General features: G+C 64.1%; 20 protein-coding genes. 18 read left to right on the top strand and 2 right to left on the bottom strand.

The features are described from left to right. Positions 1–528 precede the first annotated feature (528 nt). From IEY58_RS33265 to IEY58_RS33195, 15 genes are all read left to right on the top strand, one after another. Positions 529–2508: a conjugal transfer protein TraG gene (locus IEY58_RS33265; protein ID WP_189052493.1), complete on the top strand. Its 1980-nt coding sequence runs from the start codon at positions 529–531 to the stop codon at positions 2506–2508. 5 nt (positions 2509–2513) lie between these two features. Beyond that, entirely contained in the window at positions 2514–2948 is a 435-nt protein-coding gene (locus IEY58_RS33260; protein ID WP_189052492.1) for a CopG family transcriptional regulator, read from the top strand. A gap of 189 nt (positions 2949–3137) precedes the next feature. Then, entirely contained in the window at positions 3138–4274 is a 1137-nt protein-coding gene (locus IEY58_RS33255) for a hypothetical protein (protein WP_189052491.1), read from the top strand. A 4-nt stretch (positions 4275–4278) separates the two neighbouring features. Next, positions 4279–6486: a hypothetical protein gene (locus tag IEY58_RS33250; protein ID WP_189052490.1), complete on the top strand. Its 2208-nt coding sequence runs from the start codon at positions 4279–4281 to the stop codon at positions 6484–6486. Positions 6487–6903: 417 nt separating this feature from the next. Beyond that, positions 6904–7866, top strand: coding sequence for a P-type conjugative transfer ATPase TrbB (gene trbB, locus IEY58_RS33245; RefSeq protein WP_189052489.1), 963 nt, complete (start codon positions 6904–6906; stop codon positions 7864–7866). Continuing rightward, positions 7866–8189 carry a TrbC/VirB2 family protein gene (locus IEY58_RS33240; RefSeq protein ID WP_189052488.1) on the top strand — a complete coding sequence of 108 codons (324 nt, stop codon included), beginning with the start codon at positions 7866–7868 and terminating at the stop codon, positions 8187–8189. Before trbB ends, IEY58_RS33240 begins: the two co-directional genes overlap by 1 nt. After that, a complete protein-coding gene (locus IEY58_RS33235) occupies positions 8189–8458 on the top strand; it encodes a VirB3 family type IV secretion system protein (protein ID WP_189052508.1) in 270 nt (89 codons plus the stop codon). Before IEY58_RS33240 ends, IEY58_RS33235 begins: the two co-directional genes overlap by 1 nt. A 7-nt stretch (positions 8459–8465) precedes the next feature. After that, on the top strand, positions 8466–10898 hold the full coding sequence (trbE, locus tag IEY58_RS33230; RefSeq protein ID WP_189052487.1) for a conjugal transfer protein TrbE: 2433 nt from the start codon (positions 8466–8468) through the stop codon (positions 10896–10898). Beyond that, positions 10895–11638 carry a P-type conjugative transfer protein TrbJ gene (gene trbJ / locus IEY58_RS33225; RefSeq protein WP_189052486.1) on the top strand — a complete coding sequence of 248 codons (744 nt, stop codon included), beginning with the start codon at positions 10895–10897 and terminating at the stop codon, positions 11636–11638. The genes trbE and trbJ overlap by 4 nt, the downstream gene beginning before the upstream one ends. Then, positions 11638–11913: a putative entry exclusion protein TrbK-alt gene (gene trbK-alt / locus IEY58_RS33220; protein ID WP_189052485.1), complete on the top strand. Its 276-nt coding sequence runs from the start codon at positions 11638–11640 to the stop codon at positions 11911–11913. Before trbJ ends, trbK-alt begins: the two co-directional genes overlap by 1 nt. 5 nt (positions 11914–11918) lie before the next feature. Beyond that, positions 11919–13208 (top strand): P-type conjugative transfer protein TrbL, encoded by a 1290-nt coding sequence (gene trbL, locus IEY58_RS33215; protein WP_189052484.1) that lies wholly within the window; start codon positions 11919–11921, stop codon positions 13206–13208. Positions 13209–13211: 3 nt separating this feature from the next. Further along, positions 13212–13892 carry a conjugal transfer protein TrbF gene (gene trbF / locus IEY58_RS33210; RefSeq protein ID WP_189052483.1) on the top strand — a complete coding sequence of 227 codons (681 nt, stop codon included), beginning with the start codon at positions 13212–13214 and terminating at the stop codon, positions 13890–13892. Continuing rightward, positions 13892–14881, top strand: coding sequence for a P-type conjugative transfer protein TrbG (trbG, locus tag IEY58_RS33205; RefSeq protein WP_189052482.1), 990 nt, complete (start codon positions 13892–13894; stop codon positions 14879–14881). Before trbF ends, trbG begins: the two co-directional genes overlap by 1 nt. Beyond that, on the top strand, positions 14878–16056 hold the full coding sequence (locus IEY58_RS33200) for a TrbI/VirB10 family protein (RefSeq protein WP_456057540.1): 1179 nt from the start codon (positions 14878–14880) through the stop codon (positions 16054–16056). The genes trbG and IEY58_RS33200 overlap by 4 nt, the downstream gene beginning before the upstream one ends. A gap of 11 nt (positions 16057–16067) precedes the next feature. Beyond that, positions 16068–16307 carry a DUF2274 domain-containing protein gene (locus IEY58_RS33195; protein ID WP_189052481.1) on the top strand — a complete coding sequence of 80 codons (240 nt, stop codon included), beginning with the start codon at positions 16068–16070 and terminating at the stop codon, positions 16305–16307. Here the strand turns inward: IEY58_RS33195 and IEY58_RS33190 are convergent. Next, entirely contained in the window at positions 16290–17177 is an 888-nt protein-coding gene (locus IEY58_RS33190; protein WP_189052480.1) for a LysR family transcriptional regulator, read from the bottom strand. The two genes, IEY58_RS33195 and IEY58_RS33190, sit on opposite strands and share 18 nt — an antisense overlap. A 220-nt stretch (positions 17178–17397) precedes the next feature. After that, positions 17398–19098, bottom strand: a complete 1701-nt coding sequence (locus IEY58_RS33185) for an AMP-binding protein (protein WP_229744152.1) — start codon at positions 19096–19098, stop codon at positions 17398–17400. A 335-nt stretch (positions 19099–19433) separates the two neighbouring features. Here IEY58_RS33185 and IEY58_RS33180 point away from each other — a divergent pair, with 335 nt between their 5' ends. From IEY58_RS33180 to tnpB, 3 genes are all read left to right on the top strand, one after another. Then, a complete protein-coding gene (locus tag IEY58_RS33180) occupies positions 19434–21071 on the top strand; it encodes an AMP-binding protein (RefSeq protein WP_189052479.1) in 1638 nt (545 codons plus the stop codon). A gap of 194 nt (positions 21072–21265) precedes the next feature. Further along, entirely contained in the window at positions 21266–21616 is a 351-nt protein-coding gene (locus tag IEY58_RS33175) for a transposase (RefSeq protein WP_229744151.1), read from the top strand. Further along, the gene (tnpB, locus tag IEY58_RS33170) at positions 21613–21918 is read left to right on the top strand and encodes an IS66 family insertion sequence element accessory protein TnpB (RefSeq protein ID WP_189052478.1); all 306 of its coding nucleotides are present in this window, start codon (positions 21613–21615) and stop codon (positions 21916–21918) included. Before IEY58_RS33175 ends, tnpB begins: the two co-directional genes overlap by 4 nt. The last annotated feature ends 107 nt before the right edge of the window (positions 21919–22025 follow it).

Below are 22025 nucleotides of genomic sequence, written 5' to 3'. Positions count from 1 at the left end.
ACCCCTGTGTGATGATATTGATGTTTCTCCTGTTAAGCCACAATCGCGTCGCGCAGGCGGCACGCGACCGGTCGCCGAGCGGCACGGATGCGGCACGGCAGGACGCCTACTATTGGCGCTAGAGTGCCAAGCCGCCGACGCGCCTTATTGCGCCACCCGACAATTCGCGCACCCATCAAACCGCTGTGTACTCTTCCGACAAGCCGAACAGCGCGAAGGCCGACAAGGCCCTCGGATATGGGACGATTTCGCCGCAGGACCTTACAGGCTCAATGGCAGCTTCTAGGATCGGGGATCTAGGACCCGAATGCCGCAATGGGGCGCGCTTCCTGACAGTCCGTTTCGGAGCGTTTTACGACAGCTTTTGTCAGGAGCGGACGTTCGCGGTAGCTGAACTGAACGACCGGCTTTGGTCGATTGCCGACCACGTAAATTTGTCCGATTTGCATTCTACCTTATCCTAGGCGCCTAACGATATCTCTCCGCTATTGCAGCAGTGTCGTGAAACAGTCCTGATCTTTCGTCGCCATGAATGCGACTAAGATCCTCTGGGGCCAGATCCTCGCTGTCAGCGCCGTCGCGCTCGCGTTTGTATGGGGCGCGACGCAGTGGGTGGCGTGGCGGCTGGCCTATCAGCCCGAACTGGGACACCCGTGGCTCACCATCCTGGGCTGGCCGATCTACCAACCGCCAGCCTTTTTCTGGTGGTGGTTCGCCTACGACGCCTACGCCCGCGATATTTTCGTCGAAGGCGCCTATATCGCGGCGTCCGGCGGGATCGCCGCCGTCGTCGTCGCGATCGCGCTGTCGGTCTGGCGCGCCCGCGAGGCCAAGCGGGTCACCACATACGGCTCCGCCCAGTGGGCCGATGCGAAGGACATCCGTGCCGCTGGCTTGATCCATCAGGAGGGGGTGATGCTCGGCCGCTGGCAGGGCGCCTATCTCCGGCACGATGGTCCCGAGCACGTCCTCTGCTTCGCGCCGACTCGATCCGGCAAGGGTGTCGGCCTTGTCGTGCCCACGTTGTTGACCTGGCCGGGGAGCGCGATCGTCCATGACATCAAAGGGGAGAACTGGACGCTGACCGCCGGCTGGCGGGCGCGGTTCGGCCGCGTCCTCCTGTTCGATCCGACTAACGCGGCAAGCGCCGCCTACAATCCGCTGCTCGAAGTGCGACGCGGTGAGTGGGAGGTCCGCGACGTCCAGAATATCGCCGACGTGCTGGTCGACCCCGAAGGCGCGCTCGAACGTCGGAACCATTGGGAGAAGACGAGCCATTCGCTTCTCGTCGGCGCGATCCTCCATGTCCTCTACGCTGAGCCGGACAAGACCCTGGCCGGCGTCGCCAACTTCCTGTCCGACCCGCGGCGTCCGATCGAAACCACGCTCCGCGCCATGATGACCACGCTGCATCTCGGCAAGGCCGGCGTGCATCCTGTTGTCGCGAGCTCGGCGCGCGAGCTGCTCAACAAGAGCGACAACGAACGGTCGGGCGTCCTTTCGACCGCGATGTCGTTCCTCGGGCTCTACCGTGACCCTGTCGTCGCGACCGTGACGCGCCGATGCGACTGGCGCATCCGCGATCTGGTCGGCGGAAAGGCGCCCGCCACCCTCTACCTGGTCGTGCCGCCGTCCGATATCAGCCGGACCAAGCCGCTGGTCCGGCTCATCCTGAACCAGATCGGCCGGCGCCTCACCGAGGACCTGCAGGCCAAAGGGCGCCGCCAGCGCCTGTTGCTCATGCTCGACGAATTTCCGGCGCTCGGGCGCCTCGACTTCTTCGAGAGCGCGCTCGCCTTCATGGCCGGCTATGGGCTGAAGAGCGTCCTGATCGCGCAGTCGCTGAATCAGATCGAGAAGGCGTACGGCCAGAACAACTCCATCCTCGACAACTGCCATGTCCGCGTCAGCTTCGCGAGCAACGACGAGCGGACGGCGAAGCGCGTCTCCGACGCGCTGGGCACCGCGACCGAGATGCGTGCGATGAAAAATTACGCCGGCCACCGGCTCTCCCCGTGGCTCGGCCATCTGATGGTCTCGCGTCAGGAAACCGCACGGCCGCTCCTGACCCCCGGCGAGGTGATGCAGCTTCCGCACGACGACGAGCTGGTGCTGGTCTCAGGCTGCAACCCGATCCGGGCCAAGAAGATCCGATACTTCGAGGACGCCCAGTTGACGACGCGCATCCTTCCGCCGCCGCGTCTCGCTCGGCCTGGCCATTCCGCGGCGCCCCAGATCTCCGTGGTGACCGCCGGCGAGTGGGAGGGCACGATCATCGGCGCACCATCCGTCTCCTCGACCGAGGATCCCGCCAATTCGGGCATCCGCCGCGAACCGGAACTGCCCGAGCACGAAGAAATCGTTCCGGAGCCTCGCAAGGTCATCAACGAGTTCGAGCCGGAGGAGGATACCGACGACGAGGTCCAACGTCAGCGCATCATGGAGCGCAATTTCGGAACCGTGCGGCAACAGACGGCCATCGATCCGGCCGACGATCTCGGGATGTAGCGGCGTTGCGGACCAAGCACACATTCCGTCTTCCGCCCGATCTCGCCAGCAAGCTCGCTGACTACGCCGCCAGGAAGCGCGTCCCCCAAGCGCTGGTGGTGGAAGCGGCGCTTGCCTCGCATCTTTCTCCCGACGGCGCCGATCGGCTCGAAGCGGCATTGGCGCGGCGGCTTGACCGGATGAGCCGCCATCTTGAGCGGATCGAGCGGCACGTCGACATCTCGAACGAGGCGTTGGCGGTCTTTGTTCGCTTCTGGCTGACCAGTACCCCGGCTCTGCCGGAAGCGGCGCTCGCCGCTGCGCAGACGAAGGGCCGTGAACGGTACGAAGGCTTCATCGAAGCGCTTGGGCGTCGGTTGGCGCGCGGGCGGAAACTTTCGGATGAAGTGATCCGTGATGTTTCGGCTTCGTATCCGCCTCACGACGACGCAAGCTCGTGAGGCCGATCACTCAAGGCTAAAATCCGCCACTCCTCGCCCAAAAATTGAGATTGGCGAACGGACCAAATTTCGGCGATAACCGATCCTCGATCGATCTTGGCCGACTTCCCGCGGCCCCTTTATCAACATCGGATCGAACATCGTAACGCCTAGGATGCACAAACCTGGCGCACGAGCCGGAGAGCGTCTGTGCAGATCACGGCCCAATCGACGATTCCTGCAAGCGAGCAAGCGCTCCAGCGGCTGATGAACACTCCCATCACCGAGCCGCTTCGGATGCCAACGAACACGCGCCACATGATCGGCGGCGCCGAAGCTGCGTTGGCGCAGGTCGTAGTCACGTGGGCACAGCGGACCAGCACCCGACATCTCGAAACCTTCATCTCGTCGACCCCAGAGATTGGCGACTTTGTCCGGCGTCTGCCAGGCCTGATCGCGGCCCTCTGTGCGAAGACAGCCACAGGCCGTGGCGAAGGAACAAACCTCTTCGAGGCTTTGAGATCTGCGGCACTGGGCCGGCTCGACCAACTCCAAAGCCGGCGTCCCAAAAGCGGATACCGCGGAGCCTCCGCGGAGATATTGTGCGCAGATCATCTTGGACGAGGCGCTCCGTTCCTCCTCTACGTTGGGGATAATCGTGGCGGGTCCAAACTCAGGCCTCGTGAAAATTTTAGAGACCTCGCGGGATGGTTGTTGCGGGGCGCCATTCCGAAAGAATACCTTCCGCTAGTCGCTTCGGACGCAGCGGACGCTCTCGGCTCGATGCTCTACGAGATCTTCAAGAACACTGAGGACCATGCGCTCCACGATGCCGCCGGTGATCTCTTGGAAATCTCGATCCGCGCGGTCAAGACCAAACACCACGCGATGAGCCCGGAGGGCCTCGCACGCATCGTCGAAGGCTTCCGCCCACTGGCCGACTACTGCCGATCGCTGGTCCCGCCAGAAGGGAATGCTCAAACGCATTTCTTTGAGCTCTCGATCCTCGACTCAGGACCAGGCTTCGCTGTGACCTGGTTAAGCAAGCCGCTGGAGCACATTACCCTCGATCAGGAAGAAGATGCTGTTCGTGCCTGCTTTGGCCGCGGTAGCTCCAAAACCGACAGCCACTTTGGCGAAGGGCTCCCCCATGTGATCCGACTACTTCGGCGTCAGCGCGGATTTCTTCGGCTTCGAACGGGTCGACTCTCCCTCTACGCAGACTTCTCAACACCTACTGAGACAGAGAACGAAGTATGGCTCCAACGCTACGATCCACCTGACCAACATGCCCTGGCACCCGTCTCCGGCAGTCTGTTGACCGTACTTCTCCCGATGCGGCGTTGATTGAATGCATTCGCTCTTTCCTTACCGCTTCGAGATCACCCGCAAGTCCGCGTCCTACGACGTCCTCGTCATCTATGCCGCGACCCCAACACTCGATCCGGACGAGTTCGCAACCGTCGTCGAGACTGAGATCGACGCCAACCTCGTTCCAGACGAAATCGTCGTTGTCGTCCGTGGACCGTCTTTCGCGGCGACTTCCCAAAAACTGGCTACAGCCTCTCTGAATCTCGCAACGCTGGGGCGCCTGGGCAACCGCACGACAGTGACACTCATTGGGTATGATTGCTGCGGTAAGGAAACCGAACGTCAGTGCGTGGCAGGCCCCGCCGCAAAGCACGCGGTCACCTTCGATGATTTTCGAAGGCGAGCTGTCACAAGCATCTTCAACGCGCGGCACGGATTCGTTGAGTCGACCACGACCTATCACTTCGAGAACCCATCGGGCCGCCACACCGAGCGGTTCATTCGCCTCTCCAACATTCTGACGCGCGGCGCAGAGATTTCCTTCATCGCGTTTTGTGCGTTGCAGTTCATCCCAAAGGCCACGACGACCGCCTACCTGGACACGCCATCGCTCTACGCAGTCGTCGCAGCGGTCAACGAGCAACGCGCCTCTTTTGGGGATACGCCTGCGATCCTCGCCGACAATTTCGCCTCTTATGCGGGGATCAAGAACTACCAGTTCGCGCCGCATCTGGATGATGCGGTCGTGTTGATCTCCGGCTCGTCGAGCGGAAGCCTGGCGGCGGAGTTGGTCGAAACAGTGGGCTTTCCGCCGACGCAGATTACCCATCTCCTCTTCCTTGGTACGGACAAAAGCCGATCAAACATCGTCTGCGACCTCCGTTTTGACGAAAAGAAAAACCCGGAAGGCGCAACAAAGCTACCAGCTGTTGAGCAAGCAAAAGGTTGCTGGATGTGCGCCGCCGGCTCGCATGCCATCAAACTTCAAGGAGATCAGTTCGAGTTCGCCGGCCCCCAACAGGAAGCCTTATTGGTCAAAAAGGAGGATGCACCAACAGGGCTCGCGCCACTGATGGAGCGGTTCGCCCATGGCGGCATCTTCGAAATTGGTCTGGGCAAGACGACCGGAAAACAGCCGCGCCAGTTCAATGTCAATCCGACGAAGCTCTTCAATCATCCCAAGTTCGTCGACCGTTTGGAGTACGCGCTCCGGCGCTCACTCCCGAAGTCACTCGCTTTCGTTATCCTGAGCGATGACGATGCTGCTCCGCTTGCGGAAAAAATCGTCACTTTCAGTGAAACCTCGCCGACAGTTCTCTTGCGAGGCGAACTAAACAATATTCCGGTAGAGACAAAATCTTCGGTGTTAGTTGTCGCCTCGGCGATCGAAAGCGGCCGTGCGTTGCTCGACATCAGCCGTGACCTCAGAAGCTCGGTGCCCGACGCGCCGATCCTGTATTTAGTTGGCTTTTCCAAAGTTACCGGAGAACCCCGTCGAGAGGCGCTTGCGCGCACTCTCACGCAAACGCACCATCCCCAGCCATATCAGGTCGTTGAGATCGAGAAACTGGTCCTCCCGGTCTCGTCGGAAAACAATGCTTGGGCTGATGAACTCCGGCTTCTGAACGAACCAGATGTGAAGGCACTCGTTCCTGCCAGACTGAGAGCTCGGATCGAACGTCGCAGTGCGCGCCTTCGCAAAACGTCTTTGGCTATGACGAACGATCTGTTTGTCTCTAACAAGGCGGGGGGTGCGCTGAAGCTCCAGCCTGGCTTTGTCTTCTGGCCCGACGGTGTGCCACAACGCGGGTACAGTCAGGCCGATGTCTACTTTACGATCGCCGCCGTCCTTCAGCGGCTCCGTGCGAATGCCCATGTCAACGGAAAGTCCGCGATCAAAAGCAATTGGTTTCAACAAACGATTTTGGCGCCAGAAAACTTCGGTCGCTTCAACGACGACATTATTCAGGCCTGCATCTTACGCGCGAGCTATCCGTTCGAGATGAATTTCGCGGAGGCGCCGAAGGAAAGCCGTGAACTGGGCCGCCTCATTCGACGAATCATCCTTGCTTCTGCCTACGAGCGCGGTGGTGCCGCTTCGGAGTTTCTTCTGGCGATCGCGACACGACGCCTTCGGCTCCGAGACCCCGATCTCGAGACGGTCCTTGATGCCGATCCTGGCGCCGTGCTGATGGTCAAATTTTTTCAGGATGTGTGTCGAGCGCGGCTCCGGGACGGGTCAGCCTAACACGATCCAGCCGACGACGATGCCCAGCGGTACGTTCAACATCCTCGGCCCCGCCACGTGATGGACGTAATGGCCGGAATGGAAGCCTGTCGCGATGCTTGACGCCCCCCCATCGTAAAAGAAACGAGGCCGACGATCACGACAAAGAGCCTGAGCCTCTGGATGTTTTGCCGATATCTGGCGTGCAGGCCCCTTGGCGGGGTGCGCGCTAAATTTGAGATCGAAGCCCGAGTCCCGACCCTTTGCAATCTTTCTCGCAGCCGTTGGTCGAGGGCACGACTGTACCGGCGGCATGTTTTTCTATCCGCGAGCCTTCCGAGCTCATCGCCATTGTTGCAAAGGCATATTTCCGGCTCTTTCTAATCAACCCCGCTGACACATCCGCCTCCGACTGGAGGCGAACTTGCGGGGTTCGACATGACGATCTCCCATCGCTCGGAAGCTTTCGCCCGAGGCGCGCGCATGCTGCGCACCGCGCTCGGCGAAGCGATCGGCGGGTTCCTCGAAGACCCGGCCGTCGTCGAGGTCATGCTCAATCCGGACGGCAAGCTCTGGGTCGATCGCCTGTCCGGCGGCCTCGCCGACACCGGCTACAGCATCCTGCCCGCCGATGCGGAGCGCATCGTGCGCCTGGTCGCCCACCACGTCGGCGTCGAGGTCCACGCCGGCAGCCCCCGCGTCTCGGCAGAACTCCCGGAAACGGGGGAGCGATTCGAGGGGCTGGTGCCTCCCGTGGTGGCCGCACCGTGTTTCGCGATCCGACGGCCCGCCGTCGCCGTGTTCACGCTCGGCGACTACGTCACCGCCGGCATCATGTCGGCTGAGCAGGCAGAGCTGCTGCGCGTCGGCGTGCATGAGCGCCGGAATATCCTTGTGGCCGGCGGCACCTCGACGGGCAAGACCACGCTGGTCAATGCGCTCCTCGCCGAAGTCGCGAAGACCAACGACCGCGTCGTGCTGATCGAGGACACGCGCGAGCTGCAATGCGCCGCGCCGAACCTCGTGGCACTCCGGACCAAGGACGGGGCCGCCTCGCTGTCCGACCTCGTCCGGTCCTCGCTGCGCCTTCGCCCCGACCGCATCCCGATCGGCGAGGTACGCGGCGCGGAAGCGCTCGATCTCCTGAAGTCCTGGGGCACCGGCCATCCGGGTGGCGTCGGCACGCTGCACGCCGGCTCGGCCATCGGCGCGCTCCGCAGGCTCGAACAACTCATCCAGGAAGCCGTCGTGACCGTCCCGCGCGCGCTTATCGCCGAGACGATCGACCTCATCGCCGTGCTCGCAGGGCGCGGCTCCTCCCGCCGCCTCGCCGAGCTGGCTGCCGTGAAGGGCCTCGGCGCGGACGGCGACTACGTCCTCACCCCCGCCGGAGAACCGTGATGCTCAACCGTGCCCGTCGCGCGCTCGCTGCGGCGTCAACCGCTGCCGTCGTCACCCTCATGACCGCCCCGGCTTACGCCGCCGGCTCGAACATGCCCTGGGAGCAGCCGCTCAATCAGATCCTCGAGTCCGTGCAGGGCCCGGTCGCCAAGGTGGTGTCGGTCATCATCATCGTGGTGACCGGCTTGACGCTGGCCTTCGGCGAGACCTCCGGCGGCTTCCGCCGGCTGATCCAGATCGTGTTCGGCCTGTCGATCGCCTTCGCCGCGTCGAGCTTCTTCCTCAGCTTCTTCCAGTTCGGCGGCGGAGTCCTGGTGCAGTGATGGAGCAGGACGCACCCATCGCCGGCTTCTACGCCCCCGTCCATCGCGCCCTGACCGAGCCGATCCTGCTCGGGGGCGCGCCGCGCGCCGTCGCCATCGTCAACGGCACGCTCGCGGCGGCCGTCGGGCTCGGCCTGCGGCTTTGGATCGTCGGCGGATTGATCTGGCTGATCGGCCATCTCGCGGCGGTCTGGGCCGCCAAGCGCGATGCCGCCTTCGTCGACGTGGTGCGCCGCCACCTTCGCTACCCGCAGCATCTGGTCGCGTGAGATTGCCATGCTGAACCTCGCCGAATATCGCGGCCGCGCCCAGAGCCTCTCCGATTTCCTGCCCTGGGCGGCGCTCGTCGCCGAAGGGGTCGTCCTCAACAAGGACGGCTCGTTCCAGCGGACGGCACGCTTCCGCGGCCCCGATCTCGATTCCTCGACGCCGGCCGAGCTGGTCGCGATCACCTCGCGGCTCAACAACGCCTTGCGCCGCCTCGGCTCGGGCTGGGCCATCTTCATCGAGGCGCAACGCGAGCCCGCGCACAGCTATCCCGTCAGCGACTTCCCCGAGCCGACCTCGGGCCTCGTCGACGCCGAGCGGCGGGCTCAGTTCGAGGAGGAAGGCGCTCACTTCGAGAGCCGCTACTTCCTGACGCTCCTCTGGCTGCCGCCGGCCGACGACGCAGCACGTGCCGAGGCCTGGCTTTACGAGAACCGCGCAGGCGGCTCGACCGATTGGCGCGCGGCGCTCGACGGCTTCGTCGACCGGACCGATCGTGTCCTGGCCTTGGTCGAGGGCTTCATGCCCGAAGCTGCCTGGCTCGATGACGGCGAGACGCTGACCTATCTCCATTCCTGCATCTCGACCCGGCGCCAGCGCGTCCGCGTGCCCGAGACGCCGATGTATCTCGACGCCATCCTGATCGACGAGGACGTGACCGGCGGCCTGGAGCCGCGTCTCGGCCGTGCGCATCTGCGCACCCTCACCATCATGGGATTCCCGTCGCAGACCTGGCCCGGCCTGCTCGACGACCTCAACCGCCTGGCCTTTCCGTACCGATGGGTCACGCGCGCCATCTGCCTCGACAAGACGGACGCCACCAGGCTGCTCGGCAAGATCCGGCGGCAATGGTTCGCCAAGCGGAAGTCGATCATGGCGATCCTCAAGGAGGTCATGACCAACGAGGCGTCTGTCCTGATGGATTCCGACGCCGCCAACAAGGCGCTCGACGCCGATGCCGCCTTGCAGGAGCTCGGCTCGGATCTGATCGGCGAGGCCTACGTCACCGCGACGATCACGGTTTGGGACGAGGACGCGCGGACCGCCGACGACCGGCTGCGCCTGGTCGAGAAAGCGATCCAGGGCCGCGACTTCACCTGCATGCGCGAGACGGTCAACGCGGTCGAAGCCTGGCTCGGCTCGCTGCCCGGCCACGTCTACGCCAATGTCCGGCAGCCGCCGATCTCGACGCTCAACCTCGCGCATATGATGCCGTTCTCGGCCGTGTGGGCGGGCGCGGAACGGGACGAGCATTTCCAGGCGCCGCCGCTGTTCTTCGCCCGAACCGAGGGCTCGACGCCGTTTCGTTTCTCGCTCCATGTCGGCGATGTCGGGCACACGCTCATCGTCGGCCCCACCGGCGCCGGCAAGAGCGTGCTGCTGGCGCTGATGGCGCTGCAGTTCCGTCGCTACTCAGGCGCCCAGGTCTTCGCCTTCGACTTCGGCGGCTCGATCCGCGCGGCGGCGCTCGCCATGGGCGGCGATTGGCACGATCTCGGCGGTGCCCTCGCCGGCGACGCCGCCGAGCCTGTGGCGCTGCAGCCTCTGGCGCGCGTGGACGATCCCGGCGAACGCGCCTGGGCGGCCGAGTGGGTGGCGGCGCTGCTCGGCCGAGAATCTCTGGCGATCACGCCGGAGCTGAAGGAGCATCTCTGGTCGGCGCTGACCTCGCTCGCCTCCGCGCCGCTCGAGGAACGGACGATCACCGGCCTCTCTGTGCTGCTGCAATCGGGGGCGCTGAAGCAGGCCATCCAGCCCTACACCGTCGCAGGGCCTTGGGGTCGCCTGCTCGACGCGGAAGCCGAACGGCTCGGCGAGGCCGACATCCAGGCTTTCGAGACCGAGGGGCTGATCGGCAGCGGCTCCGCCGCCGCCGTGCTCGCCTATCTCTTCCACCGCATCGGGGACCGGCTCGACGGCCAGCCGACGCTCCTCATCATCGACGAGGGCTGGCTTGCCCTCGACGATCCAGGTTTCGCCGGCCAGCTCAGGGAGTGGTTGAAGACGCTGCGCAAAAAGAACGCCAGCGTCATCTTCGCCACGCAATCGCTCGCGGACATAGACGGCTCCGCCATTGCGCCGGCCATCATCGAGAGCTGCCCGACACGGCTGTTCCTGCCGAATGAGCGCGCGCTCGAACCCCAGATCGCCGTGGTCTATCGCCGCTTCGGCTTGAACGACCGGCAGATCGAGATCCTCAGCCGCGCGACACCGAAGCGCGACTACTACTGCCAGTCGCGCCGCGGCAACCGCCTGTTCGAGCTCGGCCTCTCGGAGGTGGCACTCGCCTTCACCGCCGCATCATCGAAGACCGACCAGGCCGCCATCGCCGATCTCCTCGCCCAGCACGGCAAGGCGGGCTTCGCCGCGGCCTGGCTGCGCAGCAAGGGGCTCGACTGGGCCGCCGGCATGCTCTCGCCCGTGAAGGAGACCACACCATGAACCGCAGCCATGTTCGCGCCGCGCTCGGCGTGGGCGTCGTCGCCCTGACGCTCGCCACGGCCACGGCACCTGCCCGGGCGCAATGGATCGTCTACGACCCGACGAACTTCTCCCAGAACGTGCTCACCGCCGCGCGCGAGCTGCAGCAGGTGAATAATCAGATCCAGGGCCTGGAGAACCAGGCCACGATGCTGATCAACCAGGCGAAGAACCTCGCCAGCCTGCCGTATTCGTCGGTCGCGCAGCTCGAAGCGTCGATCCAGCGGACCGAGCAGCTCCTCACCCAGGCGCAGCGCATCGCCTACAGCGTCAGCACGATCGACCAGGCCTTTACCCAAGTCTACCCGCAGAGCTATTCGGCTTCGACGCCGAACGCCCAGCTCCTGGCCGACGCCCAGACGCGCTGGCAGAACGCCCGCGCGGCCTACCAGGACTCGATGCATGTCCAGGCCGGCGTGGTCCAGAACCTCGACAACGCCCGCACCCAGATCAACGCCCTGATCTCGTCGAGCCAATCGGCCAGCGGCGCCCTGCAGGCGGCGCAATCCGGCAACCAGCTCATGGGCCTCGCCACCCAGCAGCTCGCGGACGTGACGTCGGTCATCGCCGCGATGGCCCGCGCGCAGAGCATCGACGGCGCCGGCAAGCTCGAGAGCCAGGTGCAATCCCAGCAGCAGATGCGGAACTTTCTCAACTACGGCGCCGGCTACCAGCCCGGCTCCGCGCAGATGTTCCACTGATGTGCGTTCGGGTTCCCAGCCTCAAGGCGATCGGGCGCGCAGCGGCCTTCGCCTTCGTGGCGGCTGCGATCGTCCTTGCCGCAATTCATGTCGGCAGCGGTCCTGCGCGCCACGATACCGCGCCGCCGCCCTCCGGCCGTGACCCGCTCGCGCCGGCGCTCGCTCGCTGCCAGGCGCTTGGGCCGGCCGCCGAACAGGATGCGGACTGCCAGGCAACCTGGGCCGAGAACCGGCGGCGCTTCTTTGATGACCGGTCCGCGCCGGAGGGTCGGTAAGTGCGATGGGCGGCACCGGCGTCATCGATAATTTCCTGGGCACCTTCACCCAATACATCGACTCTGGCTTCGGCCTCGTCCAAGGCGACGTGCGCTGGCTCGCCGGCGTCCTGATCGGCATCGACATCACGCTCGCCGGTCTGTTCTGGGCGCTGGTGCCTGATGAGGACGTGCTTGCCCGGCTGATCCGCAAGACGCTCTACATCGGCGTCTTCGCCTTCATCATCGGCAATTTCAACAACCTCGCCCAGATCATCTACAACTCCTTCGCCGGCCTCGGCATCGAGGCGGGCGGCGGCACGATCTCGACCGCGCAGCTCCTGCAGCCGGGCAAGCTCGCCCAGGTCGGCATCGATGCCGGGAAGCCAATCCTGACCTCGATCTCCGGCATGATGGGCTTCACCAGCGTCTTCGAGAACCTGGTCCAGATCATCATCCTGCTGGTCGCCTGGATGATCGTCGTCGTCAGCTTCTTCATCATGGCGATCCAGCTCTTCGTGAGCCTGATCGAGTTCAAGCTGACCACGCTCGCGGGATTCGTCCTCGTCCCCTTCGGCCTGTTCGGGCGCACCACCTTCCTCGCCGAGAAGGTGCTCGGCAACGTCGTCTCCTCGGGCGTGAAGATCCTGGTGCTCGCCGTGATCGTCGGCATCGGCCAGCAGATCTTCGGGCAGTTCACCAATGGCTTCAACAACCCGCCGACCATTTCCGACGCCCTGACGCTGATCCTGGCCTCGCTCGCCTTGTTCGCGCTCACGATCTTCGGCCCGGGCATTGCCAACGGGCTGATCTCGGGTGGGCCGCAGCTCGGCGCCGGCGCCGCCATCGGTACGGGTCTTGCGGTCGCCGGTGTCGGCGCAGCAGGTGTTGGGCTCGCGGCCGCCGGCGTTGGCGCGGTCGGCGCAGCCGCCGGCGTGGCGGCAGGCGCCGCACGCGGCGGCGCGACCCTGGCGGGTGCTGCCACCACCGCCTACCGCGCCGGCGGCCTGTCCGGCGTCGCCGAGGCCGCAGCCTCCTCGGCGGGCAATACCGCGATGAGCCCGCTTCGTCGTGCCGCCGCCAGCATGCGCGAGAGCTTCGCCGCCGGAAGCCGGTCCGCCGCCGCCGGCCCGGCCGGGAGCGGGGAAGGTGCTGCGCCCGGAGCGGCCGCCGGATCCTCGAGCCCACCGGCCTGGGCCCGTCGCATGCGCCGCAACCAGGCCATCAGCCAAGGCGCCTCAGCAGCGCACCGCGCGATCCAGTCCGGCGACCATCCGTCGAGCGGAACCGGCGTCGATCTTTCAGAGGGGGAATGACCGATGTTCCGACGACCCATGGTCCGGTACGGCAAGACCCCAGCACCCGAGACGCCTTATCAGCGTGCCGGCCAAGTTTGGGACGAGCGCATCGGCTCGGCCCGCGTCCAGGCGAAGAACTGGCGGCTGGCCTTCTTCGGCTCGCTTCTTCTCAGCGGCGGCCTCGCCGGCGGACTGGTCTGGCAGTCAGCCCGCGGCACGATTACGCCCTGGGTCGTGCAAGTCGACAAGCTGGGACAGGCGCAGGCCGTCGCACCCGCCGTCGCCGACTACCAGCCGACCGACCCGCAGATCGCGTGGCATCTGGCACGGTTCATCGAAGAGGTCCGCGGCATCCCCGCCGATCCGGTCGTGCTCCGCCAGGACTGGCTCGAGGCCTACAACTACGTCACCGACAAGGGCGCGCTTGCGCTCAACGACTACGCCAGGACCAACGACCCCTTCGCCAAGATCGGCAAGGAGCAGGTCTCGGTCGACGTCGCCAGCGTCATCCGCGCTTCCAGCAGCAGCTTCCGCGTCGAATGGGTCGAGCGCCGCTACATTGATGACGCGCTCAGCTCGACCGAGCGATGGAGCGCCATCCTGACCGTCGTCGTGCAGACGCCGACCGATGCCGATCGGCTGCGGAAGAACCCGCTCGGCGTCTACGTCCACGCCCTCAACTGGTCCAAGGAACTCGGCTGATGCGCACTCTGCCGCTTGCCACGCTGTTGCTCGCATCCGCCTCTCTCGGCGCATGCTCTTCCGTCTACAAGCCGCCAGTCATCAGCTATGACGACACGCCGCGCAAAGCGATCCTGGCTCCTGATCCGCCCAAGCCCGTCCAGATCGTCGAACTGCCGAAGCCGCTGCCGCTGCCCGGTCAGTTGAAGCCGCTTTCGGCCGGACGCACCGCACCGCCAGAAGCCGCCGATCCGAAAGCCCGCGTCGATCAGGCCAATGGTGCCGCGCGCATCCAGCCCACGCGCGCCGGCTACATCAACGCCATCCAGGAATATCCCTGGTCGGACGGCGCGCTCTACCAGGTCTACGCGGCGCCGGGGCAGATCACCGACATCACGCTGGAAGCCGGCGAGCAGCTTGTCGGCTCGGGGCCGGTCGCCGCCGGCGACACGGTGCGCTGGATCATCGGCGACACGGAGAGCGGGGTCGGGCCCAGCAAGCACATCCATATTCTCGTCAAGCCGACCCGGGCCGATCTCGTCACCAATCTCGTCATCGACACCGACCGGCGCACCTACCATCTGGAGCTCCGCTCCGATGAGAAGACCTATATGGCGGCCGTGTCCTGGATCTATCCGCAGGACCAACTCATTGCGCTGCACCAGCAAAATGCCGCCGCCGATGCAGCCGCGCCGGTCGCCGGAGGAGTGAATGTCGACGCGCTGAATTTCCGCTACCGCATCGCAGGCGACAGCCCGGCCTGGCGTCCGCTGCGCGCCTTCGACGATGGGCGCCAGGTCTTCATCGCGTTCCCGAGCGGCATTGCGCAAGGCGAACTGCCGCCGCTCTGGGTCATCGGCGCCGAAGGCGATGGCCAGCTCGTCAACTATCGCGTCCGCAGCAACTACATGATCGTCGACCGCCTGTTTGCGGCGGCCGAGTTGAAGCTCGGCGGCAAGCAGCAGCAGGTCGTGCGCATCGTGCGGACCGACGGGAGGCCGCAGTCGTGAGCGATGCGCCTCGGGAAGAAGACGAGGAGGCCACCAGCGCGCCGCACCCGCCGCAGGAGATGCGGCTGCGATCGGGCCGGGCGCCGGTCACGCGCCTCTCGCGGAAGGTCCTGCTCGGTCTCGGTGCCGCCGCGGCGCTGGGCGTCGGCGGCGCGCTCTTCATCGCCTTGAAGCCCCAGCAGCAGACCACGGGGTCCGAGCTTTACAACACCAATAATCGCAATACGCCCGACGGCTTGGCGTCCTTGCCGAAGGATTATACCGGTCTTCCGAAGAGCGCGCCCCAGCTCGGACCTCCGCTCCCCGGCGACCTCGGCCGACCTATCCTCAACGCCGGTGCGCCGGCACCCGGCATGTCGGCACCGGCGCCTGCTGAAGACCCCGAGAAGCAGCGGCTCGCCCAGGAACAGGAGGCCGCGCGCACGAGCCACCTGTTCACCACGACGAACATCGGCATCCAGGCCGCCCCCACAGCTCCGACCCTGCCGCCATCAGCTTCGCCGGCGAATCCCTCCGCTGCCAGCCTCACCTCCCAGGACCATAAGCTGGCGTTCCTCAACGGGGATGTCGACAGGCGCACGACCAGCCCGGACCGGATCCAGCCGCCGGCGAGCCCGTATGTCCTTCAGGCGGGGTCCGTCATTCCGGCTTCGCTCATCACGGGCCTGCGCTCCGATCTGCCGGGCGAGGTGACGGCCCAGGTGACCGAGGACGTCTACGATAGCCCGACGGGGAAAATCCTTCTCGTTCCGCAAGGCGCGAGGCTGATCGGACAATACGATGCGCAGATCGCCTTCGGCCAATCACGTGCGCTCATGGTGTGGAACCGGATCATCATGCCGAACGGCACGTCCGTCGTGCTGGAACGGCAGCCCGGCACGGATACCGAGGGTTATGCCGGCCTCGAGGACGAGGTCGACAACCATTGGGGCATGCTGTTCAAGGCCGCGCTTCTTTCGACGATCCTCAGCGTCAGCGCGGAAGCCGGCACCAGCGACAGCGAGAACAATCTCGCCCAGGCGATCCGGCAGGGCGCATCGCAAAGCCTCAATCAGGCTGGCGAACAGGTGGTCAGCCGGTCGCTCAGCATCCAACCCACCATCACGATCCGCCCCGGCTTCCCTGTGCGTGTCCTCGTCACTCACGACCTGGTGCTGGAGCCGTACAAAGGCTGAGAGGTGAACATATGAGCAAGCTCAAGCTGGGTCCCATCGAGGACGACAAGCCGGTCAAGCTGACGATCGAGGTGAGCGGCTCCCTGCACCGCGATCTCCTTGCCTATGGCGAGGCGCTGGGGAGAGAAACCGGCCAGCCGCCGGTCGAACCTGCGCGCTTGATCGTCCCTATGATCTCGCGCTTCATGGCAACCGACCGCGGCTTTTCGAAAGCCCGGCGGAGCACGAAAAGCTCAACCCAGCCCCCGTGATCTGGCCTCATCGCGGATGAAAGCCACGAACCGTCCGACGACCGGCTCCTCGCGGTCGGCAGCCCATACGAGATCGACCATCACCCAAGCATTCTGCTCGGCGATGGGCACGTAGGTCACTCCAGGAACTCCGACCGTGCCCTGGCTCGCCGTGGCCAAGGTGACACCATATCCTGCCGCCACGAGGCCGAGCACCGTCTGTTTGCTCGCCGGGTGAGCCGAGAAACGAATGCCGCTTCCGAGAAACGATGCAAAAAATTCAAGCGCCGTGTGGCTGCCTTCCCATTCTTGAGTGAGCACGACCTCGCCTCGCAACAAATCCCATGTCACGGCCGGACTCGCGCTGAGGGGATGGAGTGAAGGCAATGCCGCTACCAGCGCCTCCCGATAGGCCGGCATCGACGCAGCTCTCGGCCAAAGAGCGTGCCTCGGGACAAACGCGACATCCAGCCGGCGTTCGGCGATCGCTGCTTGCAGCTCGTGGTCGTTCATCTCGCAGACGACGAGTTCGACATCCGAGGCAGCAAGCCGCCATGCTCCCAGCAGGCTTCGCAGTAGCTCGCCGATTGGTGGCAGGCGTACGCCGAGGCGGACCTTTCCAGTCAGCCCATGCCCGTTGTTCCGCCCTGCTCTGATCAGCGCCTCGATGTCGTCCAGCGAACGCTGTACATGAATCATCATCATGCGACCAGCTTCCGTCAGCCGTAGCCCCGATCGCCCGCGCTCGAATAGCGTGACGCCCAGCTCGTCCTCGACGCGGGTGATGCGCCGGCTTATGGTTGATGCGTTTAATCCGAGCATTTCGGCGGCCCGCGTCAGGCTCATGGCGCTCGCCGTCACTGCGAGATATCGAAGATCTAGAATATCCATCGGTGCGCACGGAGTTCGCGCTGGACAGGTCGCCGGAACAGTCCGATCGATGGTGCGCTCATACCGGTTGCCTCCGCGATCTCTCCTTGGCCCCTTATCCGTCACATCATCTCAAGTGCCAAGCCGACGCCATCCATCGGTGTAGATCATAGCGCAGCTTCGAGTGCGTCGAGTTTGTCACGCTCGAATGGCCATCGAGGATGCGATCCAGGCATATCAATCAGGAAACCGAACGGGACTCGCCTTGCCAGTACCGCGCTCGCAATGCTTTCCGATCTACTTTGCCCAACGAAGTAAGCGGGACTTCCATTACAAGTTCGACCGACTTCGGAGTCCAAGGGCCACCGCGCTTGTCCTTTACATGCTGCATCAGCGCCGCGGGGTTCAATGTACGACCTGGACGGGGGACGACAAAGGCTTTGACCGCCTCTCCCCATTTGGGATCGGGCACCCCGATGACGGCGGCCTGAGCGACATCCGGATGCGACATGATGGCGTCCTCCACCTCCCGGGGATAGATATTGAATCCTCCGGAAATGATCATGTCCTTCGTGCGGTCGACAATATAAATGTAACCATCTGAGTCTCGGATCGCCACATCGCCAGTGTGCAGCCATCCACCCGCGAATACCGCTGCTGTGGCGTCCGGCTGCTTCCAATAGCCGCTCATCATCAACGGGCCGCGAACACAGATTTCACCTGGCCGGCCGACTTCCACTTCCTGCATGTGCTCATCGAAGAGCTTCAGTTCCATGGTCGGAACCGGAACACCGCAGGACCCGAGGCGCTCGATGCGGGAGAGGTCGTGATCCGCTCGGCGAAGCGTGCAAGCACATTGCGGGCATTCCGTCTGCCCATAGTGCTGCAGGAATATCGGGCCGAACGTGTCGATAGCCTCGCGGAGCCGATCCGGGGAAATGGGTGCGGCGCCATAGATTATGAGTTCGAGTGACGACAGGTCGAAAGCCGCCCGGGATCCGGCGTCATCAAGCAGTGCGCCGATCAGAGTCGGGACAAGAAACGTACAGTTCAGCCGCTCCTTCTCGACGACATGGCAGAAATTCGCTGCCTTGAACCCCTGCATCAAGCGTACGTAACCGCCGAGATGCAGAACGGGATAGATATTGATCCCACCGGAATGGGTGATGGGCGTCACGACAGCGTAGCGCGGTAGGCGCGGCCATTCCCATTCCGCCGCAATGATGCTCGCCATTGTGACGAGAGACCTGTGAGACAACATGACGCCCTTGGAGCGCCCCGTTGTTCCGCCGGTATAGGCCAAGTAGGCGATCGCCTCACTGTCGGCATGATCGACCAGGGGAGCTGGCGCGAGCCCTGCCAGCTCCGTTAGGATATCCGGGCATCCCGGCACCGCCCCAAGGGCGGCGATCTCAAGGCCCGGCAGGCTCTGGCGGAGCGAACCGACGCGCTCAGCAAAGCCCGTATCCACGATGAGCAGAGCTGCGCCGCTGTCCTCGAGGATGAACGCATGCTCCGCCGCGGCAGCAAGCGGATGGAGCGGCGTGTAGCGAACACCTAAGAGATTGGCAGCGCAAAGCAGGGCGAATGCTTCCACCCGATTGGTTGAAAGCACGGCAATGCCGTCGCCTTTGGCCAAACCTCGATTGCGGAGGGCCGATATAAATCGGCCGATCGCCTCCCCCAGATCGCGGTAAGTCCACTCCGTATGGCCGTCGGACATCGCCTGACGGTCCCGGAACCTAGCTATGGCACTGCAAACCAGGCGACCCAGGGTGCCGCTACCGGTTTTTGCGCTATCGAGTGACGGAATGCTTTGCATGGATGGAAGCTGCATCAACTCGAAAAAACCGTCAAGAAAATAAAACGATCGTTTTCCAACCGAAGGGCGTACGACCCGGCGATGGCATACCCTGGCTGCGATGCGGCCGAAAACCGTCATCCGATCTCGAACCGACCAAAGGCGCCATATTCACCCGAGCTCTCGTGTTGAGCGACCCTGTTCCGGACCAGGGCACTTCCCCTTGCCTGCACCGCGCTCAAGACCGATCTGCCACCCCGGCGCCTTGGAGGCTTCGTTCAGCGCTGACTGGACGGGCACTCGACCAAGCAGATTATTATGGTGGCTCGACTGCACTGCGGTTATGAACATCATCCTAAAAGAAGCGCGGTCGCACGACACCGCCGGCTAGGCACGTAGCAGAAGTAAAACGCCAAGGCACGCCCCACACAAAACGATGGGACACAGCCGGCCTGGCAAGGGAAGGAAACTGCAACATGAACCATATGGATGGCTTGGTTTCGAATCCGCACCGGCGGACGTGGACTCGCCAGAACGACGACACTATCCCGGGTGCATTGGCTCACGCGGCTCGGGCGTGGCCGGAACGCCTCTGCATCGATTACGAAAGCAAGTGTTTTACATACGCAGACTTCAAGGCGGAGGTGGATAGCTTCGCTGCCGGACTGGACCAATGCGGCGTCGCCCCTGGCGACACGGTATGCGTCATGATCGAAAACAAGCTCCTCGGCGTGATGCTGTGGTTTGCGGTCCTGAGCCTCGGAGCCGTTTATGTGCCGCTCAATACCGCGCTGAAGGGCGAGGCATTGCGCCATCAGCTCACGGACTCCGGCTCCCGCTTCATTGTCACGCAGAAGGAGGCGCTGCAGCGCATCATGGATGTGCTCGACCCTGCCGCCGATGCTCTCGTGATATCTGACGGACTAGATGAATTTCGCCCCGACGCCCGGTTGAGGGACATAGGCATCTTGAAGGGGCGGCCCGAGCGGGCGCCACAACGGTCCGCGGCCCCCCGCGATCTTGCCATGATCCTGTACACATCGGGCACGACCGGCCCGGCGAAGGGCTGCATGGTCTCACACAGCTACGCCTGCTACATCGGGCGCGCCATGGTCCGCCAACTGGCTATCGAATCGTCGGATGTGGTGTGGTCGGCACTGCCCTTGTTCCACGTGTACGGGACTTGTGGAGTGGTGCTGCCGGCCATCTTCGTCGGAGCAAAGGTAGCCCTCATTCCGCGCTTCTCGGTCTCGAACTTCTGGGCGGAAATAGAGCGGACTGGCGCCACCATAGGCTCTGTCGTCGGATCCATGGGTCCGCTGATCGCGAACGCCCCGCCAAGCGACGCGGAGCGCCGCTGTTTTGGTCGCCTGAGGATCGTGACCGGGATTCCCTTCAGCAAGGAGGACTGTGCCCTTTGGCGTGAGCGCTTCGGAGTCGGCTGGGTGGGCAATCTTGGCTACGGCCTGACGGAAGCGGGTCGGGTGGCCATCCTCGACACCAAAGACGAAGCAGCGTTAGGTTCGGCCGGAACGCCGATAGACTTCGATGTCAGAATATTCGATGACCAAGACGAAGAGTGCCCGGCGGGGCAAGTTGGCGAGATCGTCTTGCGCCCTCATCGCCCTGGCATAATGTTCGACGGTTATTGGCGCCGTCCGGAACTGACCCTCGCAACGACACGGGACCTTTGGTTCAGGACCGGCGATCTCGGTGTTTTCGATACCCACGGCAATCTGCATTTCTTCGATAGAAAGAAGGACTACATGCGCCGGGCGGGTGAAAACATATCGAGCTACGAAGTGGAAAGCGTCTTCCTGCGCCATCCAGCCGTTGTCGACGTGGCCGCTTACGGGGTTCCTTCAGAACTGGCCGACGAAGAGGTGATGCTCTCGGTTGTGCTCGCGCCGGATGGGAAAATCACCGCACAAGAGCTATGCGCCTGGGCAGCAGACAAAATGCCCTACTACTGCGTACCGAGATACATCGAGTTCCGACCCGATTTCCCGCGGACCTCGACAGGCAAGATCCTTAAGCATGAACTGCGTGCACAGGCCCTTGAGCGGAGCGTATGGGACCGACACGGCAGCGATCTGGCGCTGTCCAAAAGGTAACTGGGTGAGCCCGCTGAGTTGACCCGGCAGGTTCGGACAGTTGGGCAGCGCCACCCGGGTTCGGTCGATGCCGCATCCAGGACATGCCGTACGCCTCCGGGGTGGGCCGCCTTGCCGGGTTATGACCGGGTAGCGAAGCTGCGCTCATAAGCTCTCCTTACGAGCGCAGCTACGAGCACAGCTACGAGCACAGCATGAGCCAGATGACGTTGATAACCGGCCCGGAGAGGCGGCGCCGGTGGAGCGAGGATGAGCAGCGGCAGATCCTGGCGGCAGCGTTTGCGCCCGATGCAAACGTGCGTGATGTGTCGCGCCAATACGATGTCGCGACGAGCCTGATCTATAAATGGCGGAGGGAGGCATTGGCCTCGGGCCAGGTGCCTGGGTTCAATGAGATGGTCGTGGTGCCGGTAGAGCCTGCGACCGCCTTGGCGCCGGTCGCGATGGTCGAGATCGAGGTCGGCGAGAAGGGGCTGGTCCGTCTTCCGATGACGACGCCACCGGCGTTGGCATCGGCGATTGTGAAGGCGCTGCGGGCGCGATGATTCCGATCCGAAGCGATGTGCGGGTTTGGCTGGCGGTTGGCCGCACCGACATTCGGCGCGGCATGAACGGGCTGGCGCTTCAGGTTCAGGAGGCGCTCGGTCGGGACCCGCACGCGGGCGATCTTTACGTCTTCAGAGGTGCCAAAGGTGATCTAATAAAAATTCTTTGGCACGACGGTCTCGGCATGTCGCTCTACGCCAAGCGGTTGGAGAAAGGCCGCTTCCTGTGGCCATCGCCAGCTGACGGCGTGGTCGGCATCTCGGCCTCGCAACTCGCCTATATGCTCGATTACGCATCTTGATGCCCCTCCTGGACACGATCATTTACCCTCAGATTGATTGTTCTAACGGCGCCGTTTTGCAACTGTCGGAGAGCGCGGAGTGCAGGTTCGGTGTCTGGGAACAAGAA

The sequence above is a fragment of the Aliidongia dinghuensis genome (assembly GCF_014643535.1).
Classification (GTDB): domain Bacteria; phylum Pseudomonadota; class Alphaproteobacteria; order ATCC43930; family CGMCC-115725; genus Aliidongia; species Aliidongia dinghuensis.
The sequence above is the reverse complement of the archived record's forward strand: the minus strand, read 5'-3'. Positions and strand labels throughout refer to the sequence as shown.

Bases quoted from the DNA above. Each gene is read 5' to 3' on its own strand.
- IEY58_RS33265 (WP_189052493.1), top strand. From the start codon at position 529: ATGAATGCGACTAAGATCCTCTGGGGCCAGATCCTCGCTGTCAGCGCC.
- IEY58_RS33250 (WP_189052490.1), top strand. From the start codon at position 4,279: ATGCATTCGCTCTTTCCTTACCGCTTCGAGATCACCCGCAAGTCCGCG.
- trbB (WP_189052489.1), top strand. From the start codon at position 6,904: ATGACGATCTCCCATCGCTCGGAAGCTTTCGCCCGAGGCGCGCGCATG.
- IEY58_RS33240 (WP_189052488.1), top strand. From the start codon at position 7,866: ATGCTCAACCGTGCCCGTCGCGCGCTCGCTGCGGCGTCAACCGCTGCC.
- IEY58_RS33235 (WP_189052508.1), top strand. From the start codon at position 8,189: ATGGAGCAGGACGCACCCATCGCCGGCTTCTACGCCCCCGTCCATCGC.
- trbE (WP_189052487.1), top strand. From the start codon at position 8,466: ATGCTGAACCTCGCCGAATATCGCGGCCGCGCCCAGAGCCTCTCCGAT.
- trbJ (WP_189052486.1), top strand. From the start codon at position 10,895: ATGAACCGCAGCCATGTTCGCGCCGCGCTCGGCGTGGGCGTCGTCGCC.
- trbK-alt (WP_189052485.1), top strand. From the start codon at position 11,638: ATGTGCGTTCGGGTTCCCAGCCTCAAGGCGATCGGGCGCGCAGCGGCC.
- trbL (WP_189052484.1), top strand. From the start codon at position 11,919: ATGGGCGGCACCGGCGTCATCGATAATTTCCTGGGCACCTTCACCCAA.
- trbF (WP_189052483.1), top strand. From the start codon at position 13,212: ATGTTCCGACGACCCATGGTCCGGTACGGCAAGACCCCAGCACCCGAG.
- trbG (WP_189052482.1), top strand. From the start codon at position 13,892: ATGCGCACTCTGCCGCTTGCCACGCTGTTGCTCGCATCCGCCTCTCTC.
- IEY58_RS33195 (WP_189052481.1), top strand. From the start codon at position 16,068: ATGAGCAAGCTCAAGCTGGGTCCCATCGAGGACGACAAGCCGGTCAAG.
- IEY58_RS33190 (WP_189052480.1), bottom strand. From the start codon at position 17,177: ATGGATATTCTAGATCTTCGATATCTCGCAGTGACGGCGAGCGCCATG.
- IEY58_RS33185 (WP_229744152.1), bottom strand. From the start codon at position 19,098: ATGACGGTTTTCGGCCGCATCGCAGCCAGGGTATGCCATCGCCGGGTC.
- IEY58_RS33180 (WP_189052479.1), top strand. From the start codon at position 19,434: ATGAACCATATGGATGGCTTGGTTTCGAATCCGCACCGGCGGACGTGG.
- IEY58_RS33175 (WP_229744151.1), top strand. From the start codon at position 21,266: ATGAGCCAGATGACGTTGATAACCGGCCCGGAGAGGCGGCGCCGGTGG.
- tnpB (WP_189052478.1), top strand. From the start codon at position 21,613: ATGATTCCGATCCGAAGCGATGTGCGGGTTTGGCTGGCGGTTGGCCGC.